The organism is Anaerotruncus massiliensis (ex Togo et al. 2026) (genome assembly GCF_900199635.1).
GTDB classification, from domain to species: domain Bacteria; phylum Bacillota; class Clostridia; order Oscillospirales; family Ruminococcaceae; genus Anaerotruncus; species Anaerotruncus massiliensis.
The window spans coordinates 1,419,606-1,439,809 of record NZ_LT962687.1 but is presented as its reverse complement, the minus strand read 5'-3'; the positions used below and the strand labels follow the sequence as shown (position 1 = coordinate 1,439,809).

16 protein-coding genes are annotated in these 20,204 nt (G+C 63.5%); 4 read left to right on the top strand and 12 right to left on the bottom strand.

Translation table 11 applies throughout. From position 1 onward, the window contains the following. Positions 1-6: 6 nt before the first annotated feature. Together C1A13_RS07215 and C1A13_RS07210 are read right to left on the bottom strand one after the other, a co-directional pair. The gene (locus tag C1A13_RS07215; protein ID WP_101550563.1) at positions 7-1,179 is read right to left on the bottom strand and encodes an NAD(P)-dependent malic enzyme; all 1,173 of its coding nucleotides are present in this window, start codon (positions 1,177-1,179) and stop codon (positions 7-9) included. An 18-nt stretch (positions 1,180-1,197) separates the two neighbouring features. Then, complete coding sequence (locus tag C1A13_RS07210) at positions 1,198-2,034, bottom strand: PHP domain-containing protein (RefSeq protein WP_101550561.1); 837 nt, start codon at positions 2,032-2,034, stop codon at positions 1,198-1,200. Between the two features lie 265 nt (positions 2,035-2,299). Between C1A13_RS07210 and C1A13_RS07205 the strand changes: the two genes are divergently transcribed. Together C1A13_RS07205 and C1A13_RS07200 are read left to right on the top strand one after the other, a co-directional pair. Continuing rightward, positions 2,300-3,325, top strand: coding sequence for a DnaD domain protein (locus tag C1A13_RS07205; RefSeq protein WP_101550559.1), 1,026 nt, complete (start codon positions 2,300-2,302; stop codon positions 3,323-3,325). Between the two features lie 12 nt (positions 3,326-3,337). Next, on the top strand, positions 3,338-4,327 hold the full coding sequence (locus C1A13_RS07200; protein ID WP_101550557.1) for an ATP-binding protein: 990 nt from the start codon (positions 3,338-3,340) through the stop codon (positions 4,325-4,327). 53 nt (positions 4,328-4,380) lie between these two features. Here C1A13_RS07200 and C1A13_RS07195 read toward each other — a convergent pair whose 3' ends face one another. From C1A13_RS07195 to C1A13_RS07150, 10 genes are all read right to left on the bottom strand, one after another. Next, the gene (locus C1A13_RS07195; RefSeq protein WP_101553209.1) at positions 4,381-5,196 is read right to left on the bottom strand and encodes a sugar phosphate isomerase/epimerase family protein; all 816 of its coding nucleotides are present in this window, start codon (positions 5,194-5,196) and stop codon (positions 4,381-4,383) included. A 54-nt stretch (positions 5,197-5,250) separates the two neighbouring features. Then, the gene (locus C1A13_RS07190; RefSeq protein WP_101550555.1) at positions 5,251-7,179 is read right to left on the bottom strand and encodes a PASTA domain-containing protein; all 1,929 of its coding nucleotides are present in this window, start codon (positions 7,177-7,179) and stop codon (positions 5,251-5,253) included. 74 nt (positions 7,180-7,253) lie between these two features. Next, entirely contained in the window at positions 7,254-8,924 is a 1,671-nt protein-coding gene (locus tag C1A13_RS07185) for an AMP-binding protein (RefSeq protein ID WP_101550552.1), read from the bottom strand. Between the two features lie 125 nt (positions 8,925-9,049). After that, entirely contained in the window at positions 9,050-10,243 is a 1,194-nt protein-coding gene (locus tag C1A13_RS07180) for a hypothetical protein (protein ID WP_146021698.1), read from the bottom strand. 284 nt (positions 10,244-10,527) lie between these two features. After that, entirely contained in the window at positions 10,528-11,235 is a 708-nt protein-coding gene (locus tag C1A13_RS07175) for an ABC transporter ATP-binding protein (protein WP_101550548.1), read from the bottom strand. Then, positions 11,228-12,070 (bottom strand): ABC transporter ATP-binding protein, encoded by an 843-nt coding sequence (locus C1A13_RS07170; protein WP_101550546.1) that lies wholly within the window; start codon positions 12,068-12,070, stop codon positions 11,228-11,230. The genes C1A13_RS07175 and C1A13_RS07170 overlap by 8 nt, the downstream gene beginning before the upstream one ends. Beyond that, on the bottom strand, positions 12,067-13,227 hold the full coding sequence (locus C1A13_RS07165; protein ID WP_101550544.1) for a branched-chain amino acid ABC transporter permease: 1,161 nt from the start codon (positions 13,225-13,227) through the stop codon (positions 12,067-12,069). The genes C1A13_RS07170 and C1A13_RS07165 overlap by 4 nt, the downstream gene beginning before the upstream one ends. A 5-nt stretch (positions 13,228-13,232) precedes the next feature. Beyond that, entirely contained in the window at positions 13,233-14,114 is an 882-nt protein-coding gene (locus tag C1A13_RS07160; RefSeq protein ID WP_101550542.1) for a branched-chain amino acid ABC transporter permease, read from the bottom strand. A 147-nt stretch (positions 14,115-14,261) separates the two neighbouring features. After that, positions 14,262-15,488 (bottom strand): ABC transporter substrate-binding protein, encoded by a 1,227-nt coding sequence (locus C1A13_RS07155; protein ID WP_101550540.1) that lies wholly within the window; start codon positions 15,486-15,488, stop codon positions 14,262-14,264. A 321-nt stretch (positions 15,489-15,809) separates the two neighbouring features. After that, on the bottom strand, positions 15,810-17,261 hold the full coding sequence (locus tag C1A13_RS07150) for a nicotinate phosphoribosyltransferase (protein WP_172439206.1): 1,452 nt from the start codon (positions 17,259-17,261) through the stop codon (positions 15,810-15,812). 283 nt (positions 17,262-17,544) lie between these two features. Between C1A13_RS07150 and C1A13_RS07145 the strand changes: the two genes are divergently transcribed. Continuing rightward, a complete protein-coding gene (locus tag C1A13_RS07145; protein ID WP_101550538.1) occupies positions 17,545-18,777 on the top strand; it encodes a glycosyltransferase in 1,233 nt (410 codons plus the stop codon). A 4-nt stretch (positions 18,778-18,781) separates the two neighbouring features. Beyond that, positions 18,782-20,161, top strand: a complete 1,380-nt coding sequence (locus C1A13_RS07140; RefSeq protein ID WP_101550536.1) for an NAD(P)/FAD-dependent oxidoreductase — start codon at positions 18,782-18,784, stop codon at positions 20,159-20,161. The last annotated feature ends 43 nt before the right edge of the window (positions 20,162-20,204 follow it).

Here is a 20,204-nt window from a genome sequence, read left to right as displayed (position 1 = left end):
CGTCAATCAAATTCTTGCGACGCCCGAGGCCCGGGCCTCGTCCGCGACCGCCTCGGCCACCCGGTCGGCGACCCGCTTGTCCAGCGCGTCGGGCAGGATGCGATCGGCCGAAAGCTCCCCGTCCGGCACCATCGAGGCGATCGCCTTCGCGGCCGCGACCTTCATCTCCTCGGTGATCTCCCGCGCCCGCACCGCGAGCGCGCCCTTGAAGATGCCTGGGAAGACGAGCACGTTGTTGATCTGGTTGGGGAAATCCGAACGCCCCGTCCCGACCACCGCCGCGCCCGCCGCTTTCGCCGCGTCGGGCATGATCTCGGGAGTGGGATTGGCCATCGCGAAAACGATCGGGTCCTTTGCCATCGAGGCGACCATCTCCCCTGTCACGAGGTTCGGACGGGAGACGCCGATCATCACGTCCGCCCCCTTCAGCGCGTCCGCGAGGCTTCCCCGCAGCCCGCGGGGATTCGTGACCCTCGCCATCTCCGCCTGCGGCGGGGTGAGCCAGTCCGCGCCCTCATGGATGATCCCGCCGACGTCGCACATCACGAGCTCTCCAAAGCCCATCCGGAGCAGCAGCCTGCCCACGGAGATGCCCGCCGCGCCCGCGCCGTTTAAAACGATGTGCAGGCTCCCCATTCCGCGTCCCGTGACCCTGCAGGCGTTGAGCAGCGCCGCGCAGGCGACCACCGCGGTCCCGTGCTGGTCGTCGTGGAAGACGGGGATCTCGCACTCCTCCTTGAGCCGCCGTTCGATCTCGAAGCAGCGGGGCGCGGAGATATCCTCCAGGTTGACGCCGCCGAAGCTCTTGGAGAGGAGCTTCACCGTGTTGACGATCGTATCGGGATCCTTGCTGTCGATGCAGAGCGGGAAGGCGTCCACGTCCGCAAACGCCTTGAAGAGCGCGCATTTGCCCTCCATGACCGGCATCGCGGCCGCCGGGCCGATGTCCCCGAGCCCGAGCACCGCCGTGCCGTCGGTGACGACCGCGACGAGGTTTCCCCGCCGGGTCAGCGTGTAGGAGAGGGACTCGTCCCGCTCGATCTCGAGGCAGGGCTGGGCCACGCCGGGCGTGTAGGCCAGCGACAGGTCCTCCCGCCGCTCGATCGGCGCGCGGGAGACGACCTCGATCTTTCCCTTCCATTCATAGTGCTTTTGCAGAGCCTGTTCCTTGATGTCCATGCGTCCTCCGTGCGTATCTTATGATCTGCTCTTTGAGAGCTTGAAAAGCCGTTCCAGCGGCTCCTGCATCGTCAGGCAGGTGCCGAGCGGGTTGGGGTGGTTGGTGTTGCCGCCGTGGAAGTCGGTGCCGCCCGTGGCGATGAGGCCGTACCGCTCGATCACCGCGTCGATCGCGGGGATATCCTTCTCCCTGACGCGCGGATGGTACCGCTCCACCCCGTCGATCACGCCCGCCCCGGCGAGCTCCTCCATCAGGTCGATCGAATCGTACTCGGACGGGTGCGCCAGCACACAGACGCCGCCCGCGCTTTTCACCAGCTTCGCCGCCTCCCACACGTCCGGATAGGCGTGCGGGACGAAGCAGCTTCCCGTCTTTTCCGCGAGCAGCTGGCGGAAGAGGCTGCCGTAAAGGCTCTCCGCATAGCCGAGGTCGGCGAGCGCGAGCATGATGTGGACGTTATAGAGCGCCGCCGAGCCCTTGGCGCAGCGCAGGACGTGCTCCTCCGTCACCGGAAAGAGCTTCATGACCCTGCGCATGCTTTCCCGGATGGCGCGGTCCCGCCCCTCGAGGGTGTGCTTGAGCATCCCTTCGAGCCGGTCGGGCACCTTGGGCTGGTAGCAGAGCAGGTGGACCTTCCGGTCCCGGGCAAAATCCCGCGCCGAAATCTCCACACCGCCGATCACCCCGATGCCGTAGCGCTTGCCGAGCTGCTCGGCGCGGCTGACGCCCGCCATCGTGTCGTGGTCGGTCAACGCGACAAAGTCGAGACCGGCGCGTTTGGCATAGAGGATCAGGTCATCGATGCCGAGGGAACCGTCGGAAAAGCGTGTGTGACAATGCAGGTCGCCGATCATCTTTGTCGCCTCCTGTCTTTGGAATCATTCAAATAATTGTTCTTATTATACACCGGGCCTGCCCCGCCGCGCAACTTCTATTTTGAAAATTCGGGAGGCTGTGCTATAATATCCGCAGGGCAAACCGCTTTGCGTTTTGTCCCCGCCAAAGGCGGGAAGCGCCGCATTCCCGCATGCCGCGGGGCTTTTGCCGCTTCCGGGACCGGAGGCGCCGGCTTTTGCCGGACACGCCCTTTTTCCAACATTTGAATTCGAGGAGTCCGCCATGTCCTATTTGATCGATTCGGGCATCTGGTCGTCGGTCTTCGCGGTGCCGACCGCGGTCGTAGACGACCACATCAAGATGTGCTCCCCCCTCTCGCTGAAAATCCTGCTGCTCATGCTGCGCCACTCGGGCACTCCCGTCGATGTGCAGTGGCTCTCCGAGCGGCTTTGCATCCCCGCCGGCGACATCGCCGACGCGGTCAACTACTGGGTCGGCGCGGGCATCGTCCGCGAGAGCGGCGCGGCGGCAAAACGCCTCCCCGCGCGCCCGGCCCCTGACGCGGTGACCGCGCCGGTCCTCCCCGCCCCCGCCGTAAAGGAAGAAGCTTCCGGCGAGGGGCAGCGGGTCGTCACCATCTCGGCGCGGCAGAAGATCTCACGGGCGGACATCGCCGTAATGGAGAAGGCGGACGGCGCCATCGGGGAGCTCCTGCGGGAGGCGCAAAATATCCTGGGCGCCCCGCTCACCCCCGTGGAGAGCGAAATCCTCGTCGCGCTGCACAGCTACTACGGGCTGGACACCGGCGCGGTGCTCATGCTGCTCCAGTACTGCGTGGAAAGCGGGCACCGCAGTATGAACTACCTCGAGAGGACGGCGGCCGCCTGGATGGAGCGGGGCATCTCCTCCCACGAGCAGGTCGAGCAGGAGATCGTCCGCCTCACCCGCAGCGGCGAAAACGAAAAGAAGGTCGTCAAGGCGTTCGGCATCTACAGCCGTTCCCTGACTTCGAAGGAACGCGGCTACGTTGAGCGGTGGTTCTCCCTCGGGCTGGATGAAAAGCTCATCTTCCTCGCCTGCGAACGGGCGGTGGAGAATACCGGGAAGGTCTCCTTCGCCTATGCCGACAAGATTCTCTCCTCCTGGAAGACGAAGGGGATCGCGACCGTCAAGGCTGCGGTGGAGGACCTTTCCGCAGGCTCGGCGCGCCGCGCCGCGACGCAGAACAAGTCGGCGCAGACGGGGCGCGACTCGTCGCTCGATATGGACAAGCTGCACGCCCTGCTGCACCGGCAGGCGGACGATTAGGAGGGGCCCCATATGGGATATGCAAAGGAAATTTACCAGAAGGCGCAGAGGGCGCTCGAGGAATCCCGCGCCGCCGCGCAGCAGGACGCCCAGCGGCGGCGCGCCGCCCTCTATGCCGAGCTGCCGCAGCTCGGCGAGATCGAGCGGGAGCTTTCCGCGACGGGGCTTGCCGCCGCGCAGGCCGCGATCGGCGGCGGAGAGGACGCCGCAAAGCTGATCGAACGGCTGCGCGCCCGCAATCTCGCGCTCCAGGAGCGCCGCGCCGAGATCCTCCGGGACGCCGGCAGGCCGGCGGACGCGCTTGCGGTGCGCTATGCCTGCCCCGTCTGCCAGGACACCGGCTACATCGGGCAGAAGCAGTGCGCCTGCCTCCAGAAGCTGCTGCGCGAGCTCGCCTGTGAGAGCCTCGGCGACACGAGCGGCATGCGCGACTGCCGTTTTGAAAACTTCGACCTCGCCTACTACCCCGTCGAACCCTGCGGGCCCTACAACGTCGTTCCCCGCCGCGCGATGGAGAAGGTGCTGTCCGCCTGCCGCGAATACGCGCGCACCTTCTCCCCCAAGAGCGAAAGCCTGCTCTTCCTGGGCGGGACGGGGCTCGGGAAGACCCACCTCTCGCTGGCGATCTCCTATGAGGTCGTCCGGAAGGGCTGCGGTGTCGTCTATACGACGGCTCCCCGCCTGCTCGACAAGCTTCAGGCGCAGCAGTTCTCCCGCAACGGCGGCGGCGATACCGACTACCAGGCGCTGGCCGGGGAGTGCGACCTGCTCGTCATCGACGACCTCGGCGCGGAGTTCTCCACGAGCTTTTCGGTCGCCGCGCTCTACAACCTCATCAATTCCCGCATCATCGGGCGCCGCCCGACCGTGATCAGCACCAACTTCGACGAACAGGTGCTCCGCGAACGGTACGGCGACCGCATCCTCTCCCGCCTGCTCTGCGCCTACCGGCCGATGCAGTTTTACGGCGAGGACATCCGGATGCTCAAACGGTACGGGTGATAACCGGAAAAAGAAAAGGGGCCGTTGGCAAATGCCAACGGCCCCTTCGCATCTCATTTTAACTGGTTTTTGAGGTAGCCCATATAGCTCGCGTAGTGGGCGAAGACAATGCCCGGCTCCTGCAGGTCGGGGCACCAGCGCTTGAGCCATTCGAGGGAGACGTAGCCTTGGTATCCGTGGTCGGACAAAATTTTCAGCGCGTCGAAAACGGGGACGTCGCCGTAGCCCATCATGCGGTAGACGAGTTTGCCGTCCTGCATCGCGGAATCCTTGACGTGCAGGTAGCGGACCCACTCCCCGATGTTCTCCCACGTTTTGGCCGGGGACTCGCCGAAGAAACGGTAGGGGTGGTGGAGGTCCCAGAGCACGCCGCCCGTCTCGAGGTCGACGTCCCGCATGAATTCGCGCATCTTGGAGGAGTCGGCGAGCTCGCCGCTCGTCTCGAGCAGCACCGCGACGCCCGTGCCCTTCGCGTAGGCGCACAGCTCGGTGTAGAGGCGCTTGACCTGCAGGATGTTCTCCCCCTCCATCGGGGCCGCGTTCGGCGTGATGATCACGCGCACATAGGGGGTCCCGAGCTTTTTGGCCAGGTCGATGTAGGCCTTCGCCTCGTCCATGTAGCGGCCGGAGTCGCCCGACAGGCCGAGGCAGGCGCCCGAGGTGAGCATCGGGATCTCCATGCCCGCCTTTTCCAGGCGCGCGCGGGTCTCGTCGAGGTGCTTCTCATTGAACGCGCGGATGGAGGGCGCGAACATCTCGTTTTCCACGCCGCGCACCTCGATGCCGTCCAGCCCCAGGTCTTTCGCGGTGGCGAAAATCTCGTCCCACGACCAGCCGGGACAACCCAAAGTCGAAAATGCAGTTTTCATCTTATCGCTCCATTCCGCCGCCAAAACGGCTGACTCATTCCCAGAAAGCCTTCCCTACTCCTCCCTCGGCTTGAGGCGCCGGGAGGAATCCGAATCCGTGCTGCTCTTGCGGGAGGTGATGACCCGCGAGGCGGACCGTTCCCGGTCGTCCCGCTCGTCCTCCGAGCTGCTGCTCTCCTCCATCACGACCTTGCGGATGTAGAGGAACACGGTGTCCTTCTCCTTGTTGAGCTGGGTGCCCGGCTCCGGCTCGGCGCGTTCGATCACGTCGGGCTCGTAGCTCTTGTCGTAGACCTCGATCACCTGGTAGTTGAGTTCCAGGTCGGTCAGCGCCATGATCGCGTCCTCGATCGGCATCCCCACCACCGCGGGCATCTCGATCAGCTCGGGGCCCTTGGAGACGTAGATGGTCACCCGGCCGCGGTTGGGCATCTTGGTGCCCTCGACCGGCTGCTGGTCGCAGACCACGCCCGGCTCGTAGACGTCGTTGAACTTTTCCTCGAACACAAGCTCGTACCGCTCGCTCAGCTGCTCATTGTTCCGAAGGGAATCGGCGTTGATCCCCACGAAGCGGGGCACCTTGTCGTCCTCCCCCGCCTCGCCGCCCGAATAGTCGGTACCGCCCTGCATCGAATGTTCGCCGGTGCGGCTGCCCTCGCTTTCCGCGGGGGCGATCAGATCGGTGAGGTAGTTGGTCGAGAACCAGTACATCGCGCCCGCCAGCAGCGCCGTGGCGACGAACGCCGAGAAAATCAGCATCAGCACGGGATGGGAGCGTTTGCGTTTGGGGCGCTTTTCGCGCCGGTCGCCTTTTCGCGCCGGCTTGGGCTGCGCGGGCTTGCCGCCCGGAGGCGGGATCAGGTCGATGCCGCTCTGTTCAAAGCGTGCCGCCGTGCGCGGCGGCTGCTTCTCCCGCGCCTCCCGTTCGGCGGCGGCGCGGCGGATCTCCTGCCGGTAGGCGCTGTCGTCGGGCGTCTCGTAGGATTTGCGCGGCGCGGCGGTGTAGACCGCCGTGTTGGAGCCCGCGTCCGCGAGCAGCCCGGATATGTAGAGCTCGGCGGACTGGATGCGGTCCTCCACCTCGACCGCGAGGGCGCGGTTGATCGCGCTCACCACGTTTTCGGTCATCTCGCCGCTGATCATCTGGCTGTCGAGCAGGTCGTCGCCATAGACGCGGTCGAGCGCGGCGGGCGGGTTCTCCCCCGTCACCGTCCGGTAGGTGATCGCGCCCAGCGCGTAGACGTCGGTCCAGTTGCCCTGCCAGCTGTTGAGCGCGTACTGCTCGGGGGCGGCGTAGCCCTCGAAGAGCTGCGCGCCCGTCTCGCTCTTGTTGGTGCGGGCCGCCGCGATCGAAAAGCAGGTCACCCACAGGGCGCCCGACTGGTCAAGGTGGACCGTCCGCGGGGAAAGCCCCCGATGGATAAGTCCCGCCTTGTGGAAGTTGACGACCGTGTGGAAGAGGGGCATCAGCAGCTTTTTGGCGTGTCTCCAGGGGATCTTGCCGCCGCTGCGCGCGAGGAAGGATTCCAGTGAAATCGTCTTGATATAGCGGTATACCGCATAAATCGTGTTGTTCTCATAGAGCAGGTCGGTGACGGGGAGCACCTTTTCCCCAGCGGGCAATGCCATGATCGACCGGCACAGGTCCTCAAAGTCGGACATGAGCGCCTTGTACTGCGCCTCCGAGCTGGCCAGCGGCTGCACGCTGAAGTTCTCGTGATCGCGGCGGGTGATGCAGCCGGGCGCGTACTCACGCAGCCAGACGCGCACCTCCTCCCTGCGGTCGTAGCCGACGTACCAGACGCCCTCCGGGTCGTCCGCGACCATCTTTCCGACGAGATACCGCCCGCCCAGCCCGCTGCCGGGCTGCAGGTAGTTCAGGTCGGGCGACGCGTCCGCGTGATATCCGCAGACGCTGCACGTCTCCCCTTCGAAGAGAGGGGACATGCAGCCCATGCACAGGTTCAGTTCATTTACGGCCATCTGGCGGTTCACTCCTATTCGGGGTCATGGCGAAACGGACGCGCCGTCCCGCCAAGATTCGGGGCAGTCCCGGCTCAGGCGGTCTCGACCGCCGCGTCGTCCTGCAGGCCGAACTTTTCGATGCCCATCTCGCGCAGCTTGAACTTCTGGATCTTGCCGCTGGCGGTCATCGGGAACTGGTCCATAAACAGGACGTACTTCGGGACCTTGTGGCGCGCCATATTCTCGCGCACCGCGCGTTTGATCTCTTCCTCGTCGAGCCCGTCCTCCCACGCGCGCGGGATGACGCAGGCCATGATCTCCTCGCCGTACTGCTTGCTCGGCACGCCGACCACCTGCACGTCGCGCACAAGCGGGTGGGTGTAGAGGAACTCCTCGATCTCCTTGGGGTAGATGTTCTCGCCGCCGCGGATGATCATATCCTTGATGCGGCCGGTAATCTTGTAGTAGCCGTTCTCGTCGACCATCGCGAGGTCACCCGTGTGCAACCAGCCGTCCTCGTCGATCGCCTGGCGGGTGGCCTCCTCCATCTTGTAGTAACCGCGCATGACGTTGTAGCCCCGCGCGCAGAACTCGCCCTGCTGGTAGGGGGGCAACGTCTCCCCCGTCTCGGGGTCGACGATCTTCGTCTCGACATGGGGCATCGCGCGGCCCACCGTCGCGACGCGCAGGTCGAGGCTGTCCTCGGTGGTGGTCATCGTGCAGGCGGGCGACGCCTCCGTCTGGCCGTATGTAATCGTGATTTCCCGCATACCCATCTTGTCCACGACAAGCTGCATCACCTTGATCGGGCAGGGCGAGCCCGCCATGATGCCGGTGCGCAGGCGCGGGAATTTATATTCGTAGAAGGTCGGATGCTCGAGCATCGCGATGAACATCGTCGGAACGCCGTGCACGGCGGTGCACTCCTCGTTCTGGAGGGCCTTGAGCACCTCGGTCGGGCGGTAGGTCTCGATGGGGACCATCGAAGTCGCGTGGGTGAGCGCCGCCATGACCGCGAGCACCAGGCCGAAGCAGTGGAAGAAGGGCACGCAGATGCAGAGCTTGTCGTCATGGGAAAACCTCATGCAGTCGCCGATGCACTTGCCGTTGTTGACGATGTTGAAGTGGGTGAGCATAACGCCCTTCGGGAAGCCGGTCGTCCCCGAAGTGTACTGCATATTGACGACCTCCTGCGGGTCGATGCTGTCGAAAACCGCGCGGAACTCCTCCTCGGGCACCGCGTCCCCCATCTGGCGCAGGTCGTCCCACGCGTACATCCCGGCGGGCGCGGGGCCCTCGCCGACATAGACGACGTCCTTGAGGAAGGGCAGCATCGGATTGTCGTACTCGCCCGGCTTAAAGTCCTTAAGGGTCGGACAGAGCTCGTTGACGATGCCGACATAGTCCGCGTCCTTGAAGCCCTTGATCATGACGAGCGCCTTTGAATCCGACTGCCGCAGCAGGTATTCCAGCTCGAACACCTTGTAGTTGGTGTTGACGGTGACGAGCACCGCGCCGATTTTGGCGGTCGCAAAGAGGGTCAACAGCCATTCGGGCACGTTGGTCGCCCAGATCGCCACGTGGTCCCCCTTCCGGATCCCCATCGCCAAAAATCCCTTTGCGATGCGGTTGACCTCGTCGTCAAACTGCCGCCAGGTCATATTAAAGGGCCGGTCGGTATATTTGACCGCCTGGTCGTCCGGATACATCTTCGCGACCTTCTCCAGCAGCGCGCCGACCGTAATGGATATTAATTCGCTCACTTGGCCTTCCTCCCATAGCTTTCAGAGTCCGGAAACCCCTTGGATTCCCGCCGCGCGCCCGATGCCGCGCCCGAATATGGATACTCTTTATTATAAACGGCGCCGGGTATTTGTCAACAATCCGCTCACCGGCGCACACCGCGCAGGAAGCTGAGCAGGATGTAGAGCCCCGCTCCCCCGCCGACCATGCCGCCGAACTTCTCCTGCGGAGTAGCGGAGGGCCCGGCGGCGTCCCCGCCGCCGAGGTTCCGGTAGACGGCCACGCCTCCGGAGGGCTCCGGTTCCCGCCTCTCGGGACGGGCGGAGGTGTCCTCCGTTCGGGAGGCGCTTTCCCCACGCTCCCCGGCGGCACGCGGGGAGACCGCGGCGGGGCCTTCGGCCAAGGCCGCGGAAGCGGGCGCTTCCGCCCCGGCCTCCCGCCGTTCCCGCAAAAGCCGGCCGCCAGAACCGCCGCCGGAAGCGGAGCCGCCCCCGCCGCCCGCCGTGGGAAGCCGCGAGGAGGAGTCGGGGACGGAGGAGCTCTCTCCGCCCGGCACGGAGGAGGACTCCTCCGAACCGGAGCCGCCCGACATCAGGGCATCCCCGTCAAACCGCACGCGCGCGAGCAAAAACGCACGGGTCCGGTCGGGGACCTCCTCCAGCGACCGAAAGTCCTCGAAGGCCGCCCGGACGTAGCGGGTGCCCTCCGGAAGCCGGGCCGTACAGGTCTCGCGATAGTAGCGGCCGGTGGAGAGCTCGAGCCACTGCGACTCCACCCGCGCGAGCGTGACGTCCCGCAGGGGCGTAAAGGCGGAGCCGTCCCGCGAAACGGAGAGGTTGAGCCCCCAGAAGCAGTCGTCCGAAAGCGGCCGGCCGTCCTCCCGGAGGAGCAGTCCGTAAAAGGGATCATATTGCAGGGAGAAGTTTCTGCCGTTCTCGGTCAAAAAAACGACGTCCGCCGCGCGGTCATAAAAGCAGCGCCGCGCGTTCAGCAGGGCCTCGGCGCTTTGCCCGCCGAGCGTAAACGCATCCTTCCCGTAGGGCGTGGCGCAGGTGCTCAGGCTGGCGTAAAACGACATCTCCACCGATTCCGCGCCGCTGACCCGGTAGGTCGCCTGCGCCTCCCGCCCGCCGACGGCCAGCGCCGTCGCGTCGCCGCAGGTACCCCAGCCGGAGAAGACGTCAAAGTCGCCGACCGCCTCGGAGAAGCCGCCGTAGCTCCGCGTCCCGTCCGGCGCGAGGCTGTCGCAGTCGTCCACGTAGGAGGCGGCGAAAACCGGCACGGTAAGCGCAAAGGCGCAGAGGATTCCAGCCAGTCCGACAAACGCTCTTTTCCGCATCGCCGTCCGTTCCCCCTCGTCCTTTTCAATAGGTCCATCATAGCAAAAAAACGGGAAAAGCACAATCTTTTGGAAGCGGCAGCCGCCGCGCATATCTGCGGCAGCGCCCGGTGATACTATAGTCGGCAGGGTTCTGCCGGATCAAAAAACGCGCGTTTTGCGCGGGCAGCCTACCCTGTAAGGAAGGGGTTTCACACCCGTCCTTACATAAAAGTGGCGGATTCCCCCTGAAATACTGCAAAAAAAGCGGGCCGGCGTCAGCCGGCCCGCTTTTGGTTCCCTGTTCATTTTTTCTTTTTGCCGAGATAGGCGGCTTTCACGTCCTCGTTTTCGAGCAGCTCGGCGCCGGTGCCGTCCAGCGTGATGTTGCCCGTCTCGAGCACATAGCCGTAGTCGGCGGCGCGCAGCGCGAGGTTCGCGTTCTGCTCGATGAGCAGGATGGTGACCCCCTGCCGGTTGATCTCCTTGATGATGTCGAAGATTCCCTGCACGATGAGGGGCGCGAGGCCGAGCGACGGCTCATCCATCATGATGAGCTTGGGGCGGCTCATGAGGGCGCGCCCGACCGCGAGCATCTGCTGCTCGCCGCCCGAGAGGGTGCCCGCGAGCTGCCAGGAGCGCTCCTTGAGCCTCGGAAAGAGGTCGTAGACCCAATTGATATCGTCGGTCAGGTCATCCTTGCGCAGGTAGGCGCCGATTTTGATATTTTCAAGCACCGTGAGGTCGGGAAAGACCCGCCTGCCCTCGGGGACGAGGGTGATGCCCGTGCCGACAATCTTTTCGCTCGGCAGACCGCTGATCTGTTTGCCCAAAAACTCGATCGTGCCCCCCTTGATGGGGACCAGTCCGGCGATCGCGCGCAGCGTGGTGCTCTTGCCCGCGCCGTTCGCGCCGATGAGCGTCACGATGCTCTTCTCCGGAACAGTAAAGGATATCCCCTTGACAGCCTCGATGCCGCCGTAATTCACCTTCAGGTTGCTGATGTTAAGCATCGTCGGCCACCCCCAAATACGCGTCGATCACGCGCTGGTTGTTCTGTACCTCGTCGGGCGTGCCCGCCGCGATGAGCTTGCCGAAGTCGAGCACGTAGATGCGGTCGGAAATCTCCATGACCAGGTCCATGTGGTGCTCGATCATAAAGACGGTCAGCTTGAAGTCGTCGCGGATCTGCTTGATAAACGCGGTCAGCTCGGCGGTCTCCTGCGGGTTCATGCCCGCCGCGGGCTCGTCGAGCAGAAGCAGGCTCGGCTCGGTCGCGAGCGCGCGGGCGATCTCCAGGCGGCGCTGCTTGCCGTAGGGCAGGTTGCTCGCCGTCTCGTCCCGGAGGTCCGCAAGCTCAAGGATCTCCAAAAGGCGCATCGTCTCGGCGCGCATCGCCCGCTCCTCCTTCGCGTTGAGGCGGAAGGTCGCGGCAAAGACGCCCGCCTTGGAGCGCATATGCTTGGCGATCAGGACATTTTCAAAGACCGTCAGGTCCTTGAAAAGCCGGATGTTCTGAAACGTCCGGGCGATGCCCAGCTTTGTGATCACGTCGGGGAGCTTCACCATGACGTTCGGGAACTTGCCCGCGCTGCCGCCCTGGTAGAGCTTCTTCATATTCCCCTGCGGGTGGTTGGAGATGATCTGCTCGCCGTTGAAAAAGATCGCTCCGTTGGTCGGGGCGTAGACGCCGGTGATCATGTTGAAGGCGGTCGTCTTGCCCGCGCCGTTCGGCCCAATCAGCGCGACGATCTCCCCTTTGTCCACATACATCGACAAATCGTCGACCGCGACCACGCCGCCGAACTGCATGGTGAGGTTTTGGAGTTCCAGCACATGTCCGCTCATATCCCGTCACCCCCCGCTGCTTCGTGGGCGGGCCGCTTACGGGAGAACCAACCCTTGATCCGGCCCGGGAGACGGGCAACGCCGTCCCAGCTGAATTCGCTGTTTCCCATGATGCCCCTGCGGTAGAAGAGCACGACCGCCATCAGCAGGATCGAGAAGATGACCATGCGGAAGCCGGTGCGGAAGAGGGGCACCTGCCAGCCGCCGATCGTCAGCGGCTGGTCGAAGAAGCGCAGCCACCACTCCTTGCTCGCGGTGACGAGGAAGGCGGAGAGCACGCTCCCCGAAACGCTGCCGATGCCGCCGATGACGACGATGAGCAGGATGTCGTAGGTGAGCGCGATGCTGAAGGTCTTGGCCTCGATCGAGCGCATGAACATCGCGAGCAGGCCGCCCGAAATCGCGGTGAAGAAGGAGCTGACCACAAAGGAGAGCTCCTTGTGCCGGAAGAGGCTGATGCCCATCGCCTCGGCGGCGACCTCGTCCTCGCGGATCGCCTTGAAGGCGCGGCCGTAGGAGGAGTTGATCAGCAGCACCATCAGCGCGATGGTGACCCCCGCGATGATGAAGGGGGTAAAGAGGGAGGGCAGCCCGAAGAATTTCGGGAAGGTGGGCACCTTGTTGAGCCCGTAGGAGCCGTTGGTAATTGTGTCCATCTGGGGGCTCGAAAAGATCGCGCGGATGATCTCGGAGAAGCCGAGGGTCGCGATTGCGAGGTAGTCGCTCTTGAGGCGCAGCACCGGGATGCCGATGAGCGCCGCGAAGCCGGCGGCGACCAGGCCGCCGACGATGAGCGCGAGGAAGGGATAGACCGACTGGAGCCACGAGGGGCCGGCCTCCATCCCCTCTTTGAGCGCGCGCACCCAGGGGGCCACGCCGTTCATATAGTAGACGCCGTCCAGGTTGACAACCGGGATGGTCAGGATTGCCGTGATATAGGCGCCGATCGACATGAAGCCCGCCTGGCCCAGCGAAAAGAGGCCGGTAAAGCCGTTGAGCAGGTTCATCGAAACGGCGACGATCGCCAGAATGGCGCTCTTTTGCAGGATGGAGATCAGCATCCCCTGCCCGCTCTTGTTCGCCTCAAGCCAGAACAGCAGCAAGGCGATCAGCACGAGGAGCACGAGGGAGCAGATGCGCTTTGTACCCTTTTTCATATGCGTCACACCTTATCCGTACTTTTTTCGCCGAAGAGGCCGGTCGGCCTGAACAGCAACATGACGATCAGCAGAAGGAAGGTAAACGCGTCGCTGAAGGTCGAATAGCCCATCGCGACGAGCAGCGTCTCGGCGATGCCGATCACAAAGCCGCCCACGACCGCGCCGGGGATGCTCCCGATGCCGCCGAACACCGCCGCGACAAAGCATTTGAGGCCCGGCAGGGTGCCGGAGAAGGGGGTCACCGACATACGGTCGGTGAAATAGAGGATCGAACCCACCGCGGCCAGCGCCGAACCGATCACAAAGGTGGCGCTGATGATGTTGTTGATCTTAATGCCCATCAGCTGGGAGGTCTCAAAGTCCTTGCTGACGGCGCGCATCGCCATGCCGACCTTGGTCTTTTTGATGAGCAGCATCAAAAAGATCACAAGCAGGATGGTGAGCACGGGGGTCAGGAAGGTGACCAGCGACGCGGAGAGCGCCCCGATGTGGAAAATCTTCTTCAGGAAGGGGATCTCGGGGTATCCGCGGGGAATCGCGGTGAAAAGATATGTAGCCAGGTTCTGGAGCAGGTAGGAGACGCCGATCGCGGAGATCATGATCGACATACGCGGCGCGGTGCGCAGCGGCTTGTAGGCCACCCGCTCGATGACGACGCCCATCACGATGGTGCCGACGATCACGAGGGGGATGGCGACCTGCCAGGGGAAGCTCGCCATGGCGAAGATCATAAAATATCCCGCCATCATGAAAATATCGCCGTGGGCGAAGTTGATCAGGCGCAGGATGCCATAGACCATCGTATACCCGATGGCGATCAGCGCGTATGCGCCGCCCAGCGAGATCCCGGTCAGGCAATGCTGCAAAATGGTTGTCAGACTCATGTGCAAAAGCCCCCAAACTATAGCATGGTTCAATACCGCACAAACGGTACGCGCGCATCGGTTATGCGGCGCATGCGGGCGAGGGATGCGGGAATCGGCAGGGCGGGAGACGAGCCGTCCCCCGCCCTGCTGTTCAGAGATTCCGGATTATTCGCCGACGGAGACGGTCTTGAGGAACTTGAACTGGCCGTTCTCAACAACCTTGATGAAGGCTTTGTCCTTGTTGGCGTCGCCGTTCTCGTCGAAGGAGATGGCGCCCGTCACGCCCTCGAACTCCACGCCCTTGAGCGCGTCGCGGATGGCGACGGGATCGGTGGAGCCCGCGGTCTCGATCGCCTTGACGGCCGCGAGGTAGGCGTCGTAGCCCAGCGCGGAGACGGCCGGGATGATCTCGTCCTGGCCGTTGGCCACGAGATACTCCTTGAAGCCCTTGATGAAGTCGGTGGCAACCGCGTTGGAGGTGTCGCCCTCGTCGAAGAAGGTGGACAGCGTCACGCCCTCGGCGTCGGCGCCCGCGTTCTCGATGATCGAGCCGTTCTCCCAGGTGTCGCCGGCCATGATCTTCGCGGTGATGCCCAGCTCACGGGCCTGCTTGATGATCAGCGGAGCGGTCGCGATGGAGGACGGAGCAAAAATGACGTCCGGGTTCGCGGCCTTGATGTTGGTGAGGATCGCCTTGAAGTCGGTCTGGTTGGTCTGGAACTGCTCCTCCGCAACGATGGAGTCCTCGCCGACCAGCTTGACGAACGCGTTTTTGAAGAAGTTGCCGAGACCGGAGGAATAGTCGTCGCCCAGCTGGGTGATGACCGCCGCGGTCTTGGCGCCGTCCTGCGCCGCGTAGTTCGCCATCACGGTGCCCTGGAAGGGATCGAGGAAGCAGACGCGATAGTAGAAGTCGTTGCCCAGCGTGACCTGCGGGTTGGTGCAGGAGCAGCCGATGGCCGGGACCTGCGCGTCGGAGAAGATCTCGCCCGCCGCGATCGAAACGCCCGAGCCGTAGGAGCCGAGGATGACCGAGCAGCCCGCGCTGATCAGGCTCTGCGCGGCGGTGACCGCCTCGGTCTTGTCGGACTTGTTGTCCGCCTCGACCAGTTCAATCTTATATTCCTTGTCGCCCACCTTGACGGTCGGGAACTGCTGGTTGGCATAGCGGATGCCATAGACCTCCTGGAGGCCGCCGCCGCCGTTCTCACCCGTCTGCGGCTCGAAGACGCCGATCTTGATGACGTCGCCGCCCGCCGCGGGGGCCGCGTCGGCCGCCGGGGCCGCGTTATCGCCGGCGGGAGCCGGCGCGGGCGTGCTGTTGTCGCCGCAGCCGGCCAGAAGGGTCAGCGCCATAACGGCCGACAGGACAATCGCTAAAACTCTCTTCATAAATCTTTCCTCCCAATTTTGAAATAATTGTCGGAATTCAGCGGTGGAAATACAATTGTATTCCCACTGCATACACATCATTATATCAAAAATCCTGAAAAAAGCAATATCAGGCCATCAATTCTTTTCCTTTTTCCGAATTTGTACAGATTATCCAAAATTATCGGCTTGTACTTTGTAAACAATTCTTTAACCGGCAGACAGGGCTGGCTCCCCTACACAAAACCCACGCCGAGCCGCTCTGTCCGTTTGTGCAGGGGGCACAGCAAAAAAAACACGCGGGACACGGCAAAAGCCGCGTCCCGCGTACAAATATTTTTTCTATTCCGCGTTGATCCGTTCGAGCAGGTCGTTCCGCTCGTTCCACAGCCGGTCGGACAGGTCGACATAATAGCGGTGCGGATGCTCGAACCGCTTGACCTCGTCCCACAGGTGGGCCACCTGGTCGGCGCAGTAATTGCGGATATCGTCGAGCTTGGGCAGCTCGTAGACGCATCTCCCCTTGTCGAACACCTGGGTGAGGATGCTCTTGGCGGTAAAGTTGCGAACCGTCTTCTTTTTCCAGGTCGCCATCGGATCGAAGATGGTGATCGGCTGGGAGTCGTCGACCGTCTCGCCGCGCACCGTCACATAGTCGGCGATCGCCTGCCCCGTTTCGCGGTTGTAGAACCGGTAGACGTCCTTGAAGCAGGGGGTCGTGATCTTTTCGATGCTCTCGCTCACCTTGATCTTGGGGACGAGCACTCCGCCGCGCTCGACCGCGGCGAGCTTGTAGACGCCGCCGAACACGGGGTCGGACTTGCTTGTGATGAGGTTTTCGCCGACGCCGAAGAGGTCGACCTGCGCGCCCTGGAGCAGCAGGTCGCGGATGATGTATTCGTCGAGCGAGTTGGTCGCCATGATCTTGCAGTCGGGATAGCCCGCGTCGTCGAGCATGCGGCGCGCCTTCTTGGAGAGGTAGGCGATGTCGCCGCTGTCGATGCGCACCGCCTTGGGCCGCTTGCCCATCGGCTTGAGGATCTCGTCCGCAACGCGGATGGCGTTGGGGATGCCCGACTTGACGACGTTGTAGGTGTCCACGAGGAAAATGCAGTTGTCGGGGTAGACCTGCGCGTAGTTTTTGAAGGCGTCGTACTCGCTGTCGAACACCTGCACCCAGCTGTGGGCCATCGTGCCCACCGCGGGAATGCCGTAGTCGCGGTCGGCGATCGCGCAGGCGGTCGCCGAGCAGCCGCCGATGTAGGTCGCGCGCGCGCCCAGGATCGCCGCGTCGTAGCTCTGGGCGCGGCGGGAGCCGAATTCGGAGATCGGCCGCCCCTCGGCGGCGCGGCACATGCGGTTGGCCTTGGTCGCCACGAGCGACTGGTGGTTGATGGTGAGCAGCACCATCGTCTCGATCATCTGCGCCTGGATGATCGGGCCGCGCACCACCACGACCGGCTCGTAGGGGAACACCGGCGTGCCCTCCCTCATCGACCAGATGTCGCAGGAGAACCGGAAATTCTTCAGGTAGGCCAGGAACGCCTCGCTGAACTGCCCCTTGCCACGCAGAAACTCGATGTCCTCCTCGGTGAATTCCAAATCCTTGATGTACTCGATCAGCTGCTCGAGCCCCGCGAATATTGCGAAACCTCCGTCGTCCGGAATCTTCCGGAAGAACATGTCGAAGACCGCCGTGCGCTCCTCGAGCCCATATTCCAGATAGCCGTTGGACATCGTAATCTCGTAGAAATCCGTCAGCATCGTCAGGTTCCGCTTCATATCAATCGGCATTGCGTGTCACCTCGTCCTTTTCTTTCAGCGCCCCTCCGGGTTGTCATCGATAGTTTACACCTTTTCGACCGATTTAGCAAATGTAATCCGCCCGGGGCGGCGGGATTTGCTTTCTGCGTGCAAAATTGTTATACTAATGAAAGACAGGGCCCATCTGCGGCCGTTACAAGTGAAGTCATCCCGCGTGGAAACTCGTTCTATCCTCAGCGGGCCCGCGATCATCCGGCAGCTGCCTGAATCCGCATCCGCAGACCACAACGCCAAAGGAACAGGAGCGTGTACCATGCGTGTTGCACTTTTTACAGAAACCTACCTCCCCCATGTCAACGGGGTCGTCACCCACGTCAAATCCCTCAAGGACGGGCTGGAACAGCTCGGGCACGAGGTCCTGATCGTCACCGCCGACGCCTCCGCGCGCCGGCACTATGTCTCCGACGGCGTCCTCCACTGCCCCGCCCACACCTCCAAGCGCTTCTACGGCTACGGCGTGGCCATGCCGCTCTCCACCACGCGGCTCAAATACGTCTATCAGTTCCGTCCCGACGTCATCCATATCCACAACGAGTTCGGCATCGGGCTGTCGGGGATGATGATCGCCAAGGTGCTGCGCGTCGCGCTCGTCTACACGCTGCACACGATGTACGACGAGTACATCTATTATATCGCGCCCCAGCCGCTCGTACCGGCCGCGACGAAATTTTCCCACCAGTATACCAAGCTGTTCGCGAAGCTGGCGCAGGAGGTCACCGGGCCCTCCAAAAAATGCGAGGAATACTTCCGCAAGGCGGGCGTCTATAAGCCGGTCAACGTGATCCCGAACCCCGTCGACCTCGACATGTTCGATCCCGGAAAGATCCCGGAGGAAAAGAAGAACGCCTTCCGTGAAAAATTCGGCTATCAGCACGGCGAAACGGTCGGCCTCTTCGTCGGGCGGCTCGGCCGGGAGAAGAGCGTCGACCTGCTGCTCGACTACTGGAAAAAAACCATCCGGCCGGAGGAAAACATCCGGCTGCTCGTCATCGGGGACGGCCCCTGCCGGGAGGAGCTGGAGGAACAGGCCGTCCGTCTGGGCATCACCGACATGGTCACCTTCGCGGGCAAGGTGCTCCACACGGACATGCCGCCCTATGTGGGGACGTGCGACTTCTATATCACCGCCTCCACCTCCGACACCGATTCCATCTCCATGCTCGAGGGGATGGCGATGGGCCTGCCCGTCCTGCAGATCATCGATCCGCTCAACGAGGGGCAGGTGCGCGACGGGGTCAACGGCTACATCTTCCACGACGCGCAGGACATGGCGGACAAGATCCGCATGCTCAAAACCATGCCGGCGGACAGGCTCTCCGCCCTGCGCGCCTCCGCTCGGCGCTCGGTCCAGCAGAGCGGCGCGGTCAACCTTGCGGAATACGTGCTCAAGGTCTATAACACCGCGCTGCACAAAAAGCGCCGCTCCCGCCTGATGACGACGCCCGCCTTCCGGGTGCACCTGCGCAAACAAAACAAAGGAGACTGATCACGTGAAAAAGCAGTATGACATCGCCATCATCGGCGGCGGCATCGGCGGCCTGATGGCCGCGTGGCGCCTTTCGGAACGCGCGCCCTCCCTTTCGGTCGCGCTGTTTGAAAAGGGCAGCCCCATCGAAAAGCGCGTCTGCCCGATCATCACCAAAAAGGTGAGCACCTGTGTCAAGTGCAAATCCTGCGCCATCATGGAGGGGCTCGCGGGCGCGGGCGCCTTTTCGGACGGCAAATACGTGATCAGTACCGAATACGGCGGCTGGCTCACCGAGTTCCTCCCCGACGAGACGGTGCTCGATTACATCGAGCAGGCGGATCAGATCCTCGTCAAATTCGGCGCGACAACCGAGCGGTTCCAGCCGAGCAACGAGCTTAAGAAACGCTGCCTCGAATACGACCTGCACATGAGCCAGGCCCAGCTCAAGCACCTGGGCACCGACTCCAACTTCGAGACGATGAAAAAGCTCATTCACGCGCTCGCCGAGCGGGTGGAAATCCACACCGGCGCGGACGTGGTCGGCGTGGACCGGGAGTCCCACATCCTCACCGTCAAAACCGCGGAGGGCGAGCAGGCCGTCGAGGCCGGCAAGATCATCTTCGCCGTCGGCCGCGCGGGCAGCCGCTTCTTCTCCGCCTGGTGCGAGGAGAACGACATCCCCCTGCACAACAACCAGGTGGACGTCGGCGTGCGCGTCGAGCTGCCCTCGATGGTGTGGGAGGACTTTGCGAAGAAGATCTACGAGCCGAAAATCCGCTACCGCTCGAAGGGCTACGGCGACATCATCCGCATGTTCTGCTTCAACGACCGCGGTCAGGTCGTCACCGAGAACACCAACGGGGTCCTGACCGTCAACGGCCACGCCTACCGCGACGAGGCGCGCAAGACGCAGAACTCCAATTTCGCGCTGCTCTCGACCACCAACTTCACCCAGCCCTTCCGCGAGCCGATCGAATACGCCCGCCACGTCGCGAGCCTGGCCAACCTCATCAGCGGCGGCAGCGTGCTCGTCCAGCGGCTCGGCGACCTCGAGCTCGGCCGGCGCACCGATGAGAAACGCCTGCGTCAGGGCACCGTGCGCCCCACCCTTTCCGCCGTACCGGGCGATTTGAGCCTCTGCATGCCCAAGCGACAGCTCGACAACATCGTCGAGACCCTCCACGCGCTCGACCAGATCTCCCCCGGCACCGCCAACTACGACACCCTCCTCTACGGCATCGAGTGCAAATACTATTCGGCGCGCCCCAAGTGCACCGATTTCGAGATCGACGGCTGCCCCGGCATCTACGCCGTCGGCGACGGCGCGGGCTTCACCCGCTCCCTCTCGCAGGCGTCCGCCAACGGGCTCTACGTCGCGGACCGCATCATCGGCAAGGAATAAACGGCATGAACGAAAAAGAGGACCGGGCTTACGCCCGGTCCTC

What these genes read in the sequence shown, in the direction of transcription:
- C1A13_RS07215 (WP_101550563.1), bottom strand. Translation starts at nt 1,179, where the DNA reads ATGGACATCAAGGAACAGGCTCTGCAAAAGCACTATGAATGGAAGGGA.
- C1A13_RS07210 (WP_101550561.1), bottom strand. Translation starts at nt 2,034, where the DNA reads ATGATCGGCGACCTGCATTGTCACACACGCTTTTCCGACGGTTCCCTC.
- C1A13_RS07205 (WP_101550559.1), top strand. Translation starts at nt 2,300, where the DNA reads ATGTCCTATTTGATCGATTCGGGCATCTGGTCGTCGGTCTTCGCGGTG.
- C1A13_RS07200 (WP_101550557.1), top strand. Translation starts at nt 3,338, where the DNA reads ATGGGATATGCAAAGGAAATTTACCAGAAGGCGCAGAGGGCGCTCGAG.
- C1A13_RS07195 (WP_101553209.1), bottom strand. Translation starts at nt 5,196, where the DNA reads ATGAAAACTGCATTTTCGACTTTGGGTTGTCCCGGCTGGTCGTGGGAC.
- C1A13_RS07190 (WP_101550555.1), bottom strand. Translation starts at nt 7,179, where the DNA reads ATGGCCGTAAATGAACTGAACCTGTGCATGGGCTGCATGTCCCCTCTC.
- C1A13_RS07180 (WP_146021698.1), bottom strand. Translation starts at nt 10,243, where the DNA reads ATGCGGAAAAGAGCGTTTGTCGGACTGGCTGGAATCCTCTGCGCCTTT.
- C1A13_RS07175 (WP_101550548.1), bottom strand. Translation starts at nt 11,235, where the DNA reads ATGCTTAACATCAGCAACCTGAAGGTGAATTACGGCGGCATCGAGGCT.
- C1A13_RS07170 (WP_101550546.1), bottom strand. Translation starts at nt 12,070, where the DNA reads ATGAGCGGACATGTGCTGGAACTCCAAAACCTCACCATGCAGTTCGGC.
- C1A13_RS07165 (WP_101550544.1), bottom strand. Translation starts at nt 13,227, where the DNA reads ATGAAAAAGGGTACAAAGCGCATCTGCTCCCTCGTGCTCCTCGTGCTG.
- C1A13_RS07160 (WP_101550542.1), bottom strand. Translation starts at nt 14,114, where the DNA reads ATGAGTCTGACAACCATTTTGCAGCATTGCCTGACCGGGATCTCGCTG.
- C1A13_RS07155 (WP_101550540.1), bottom strand. Translation starts at nt 15,488, where the DNA reads ATGAAGAGAGTTTTAGCGATTGTCCTGTCGGCCGTTATGGCGCTGACC.
- C1A13_RS07150 (WP_172439206.1), bottom strand. Translation starts at nt 17,261, where the DNA reads ATGCCGATTGATATGAAGCGGAACCTGACGATGCTGACGGATTTCTAC.
- C1A13_RS07145 (WP_101550538.1), top strand. Translation starts at nt 17,545, where the DNA reads ATGCGTGTTGCACTTTTTACAGAAACCTACCTCCCCCATGTCAACGGG.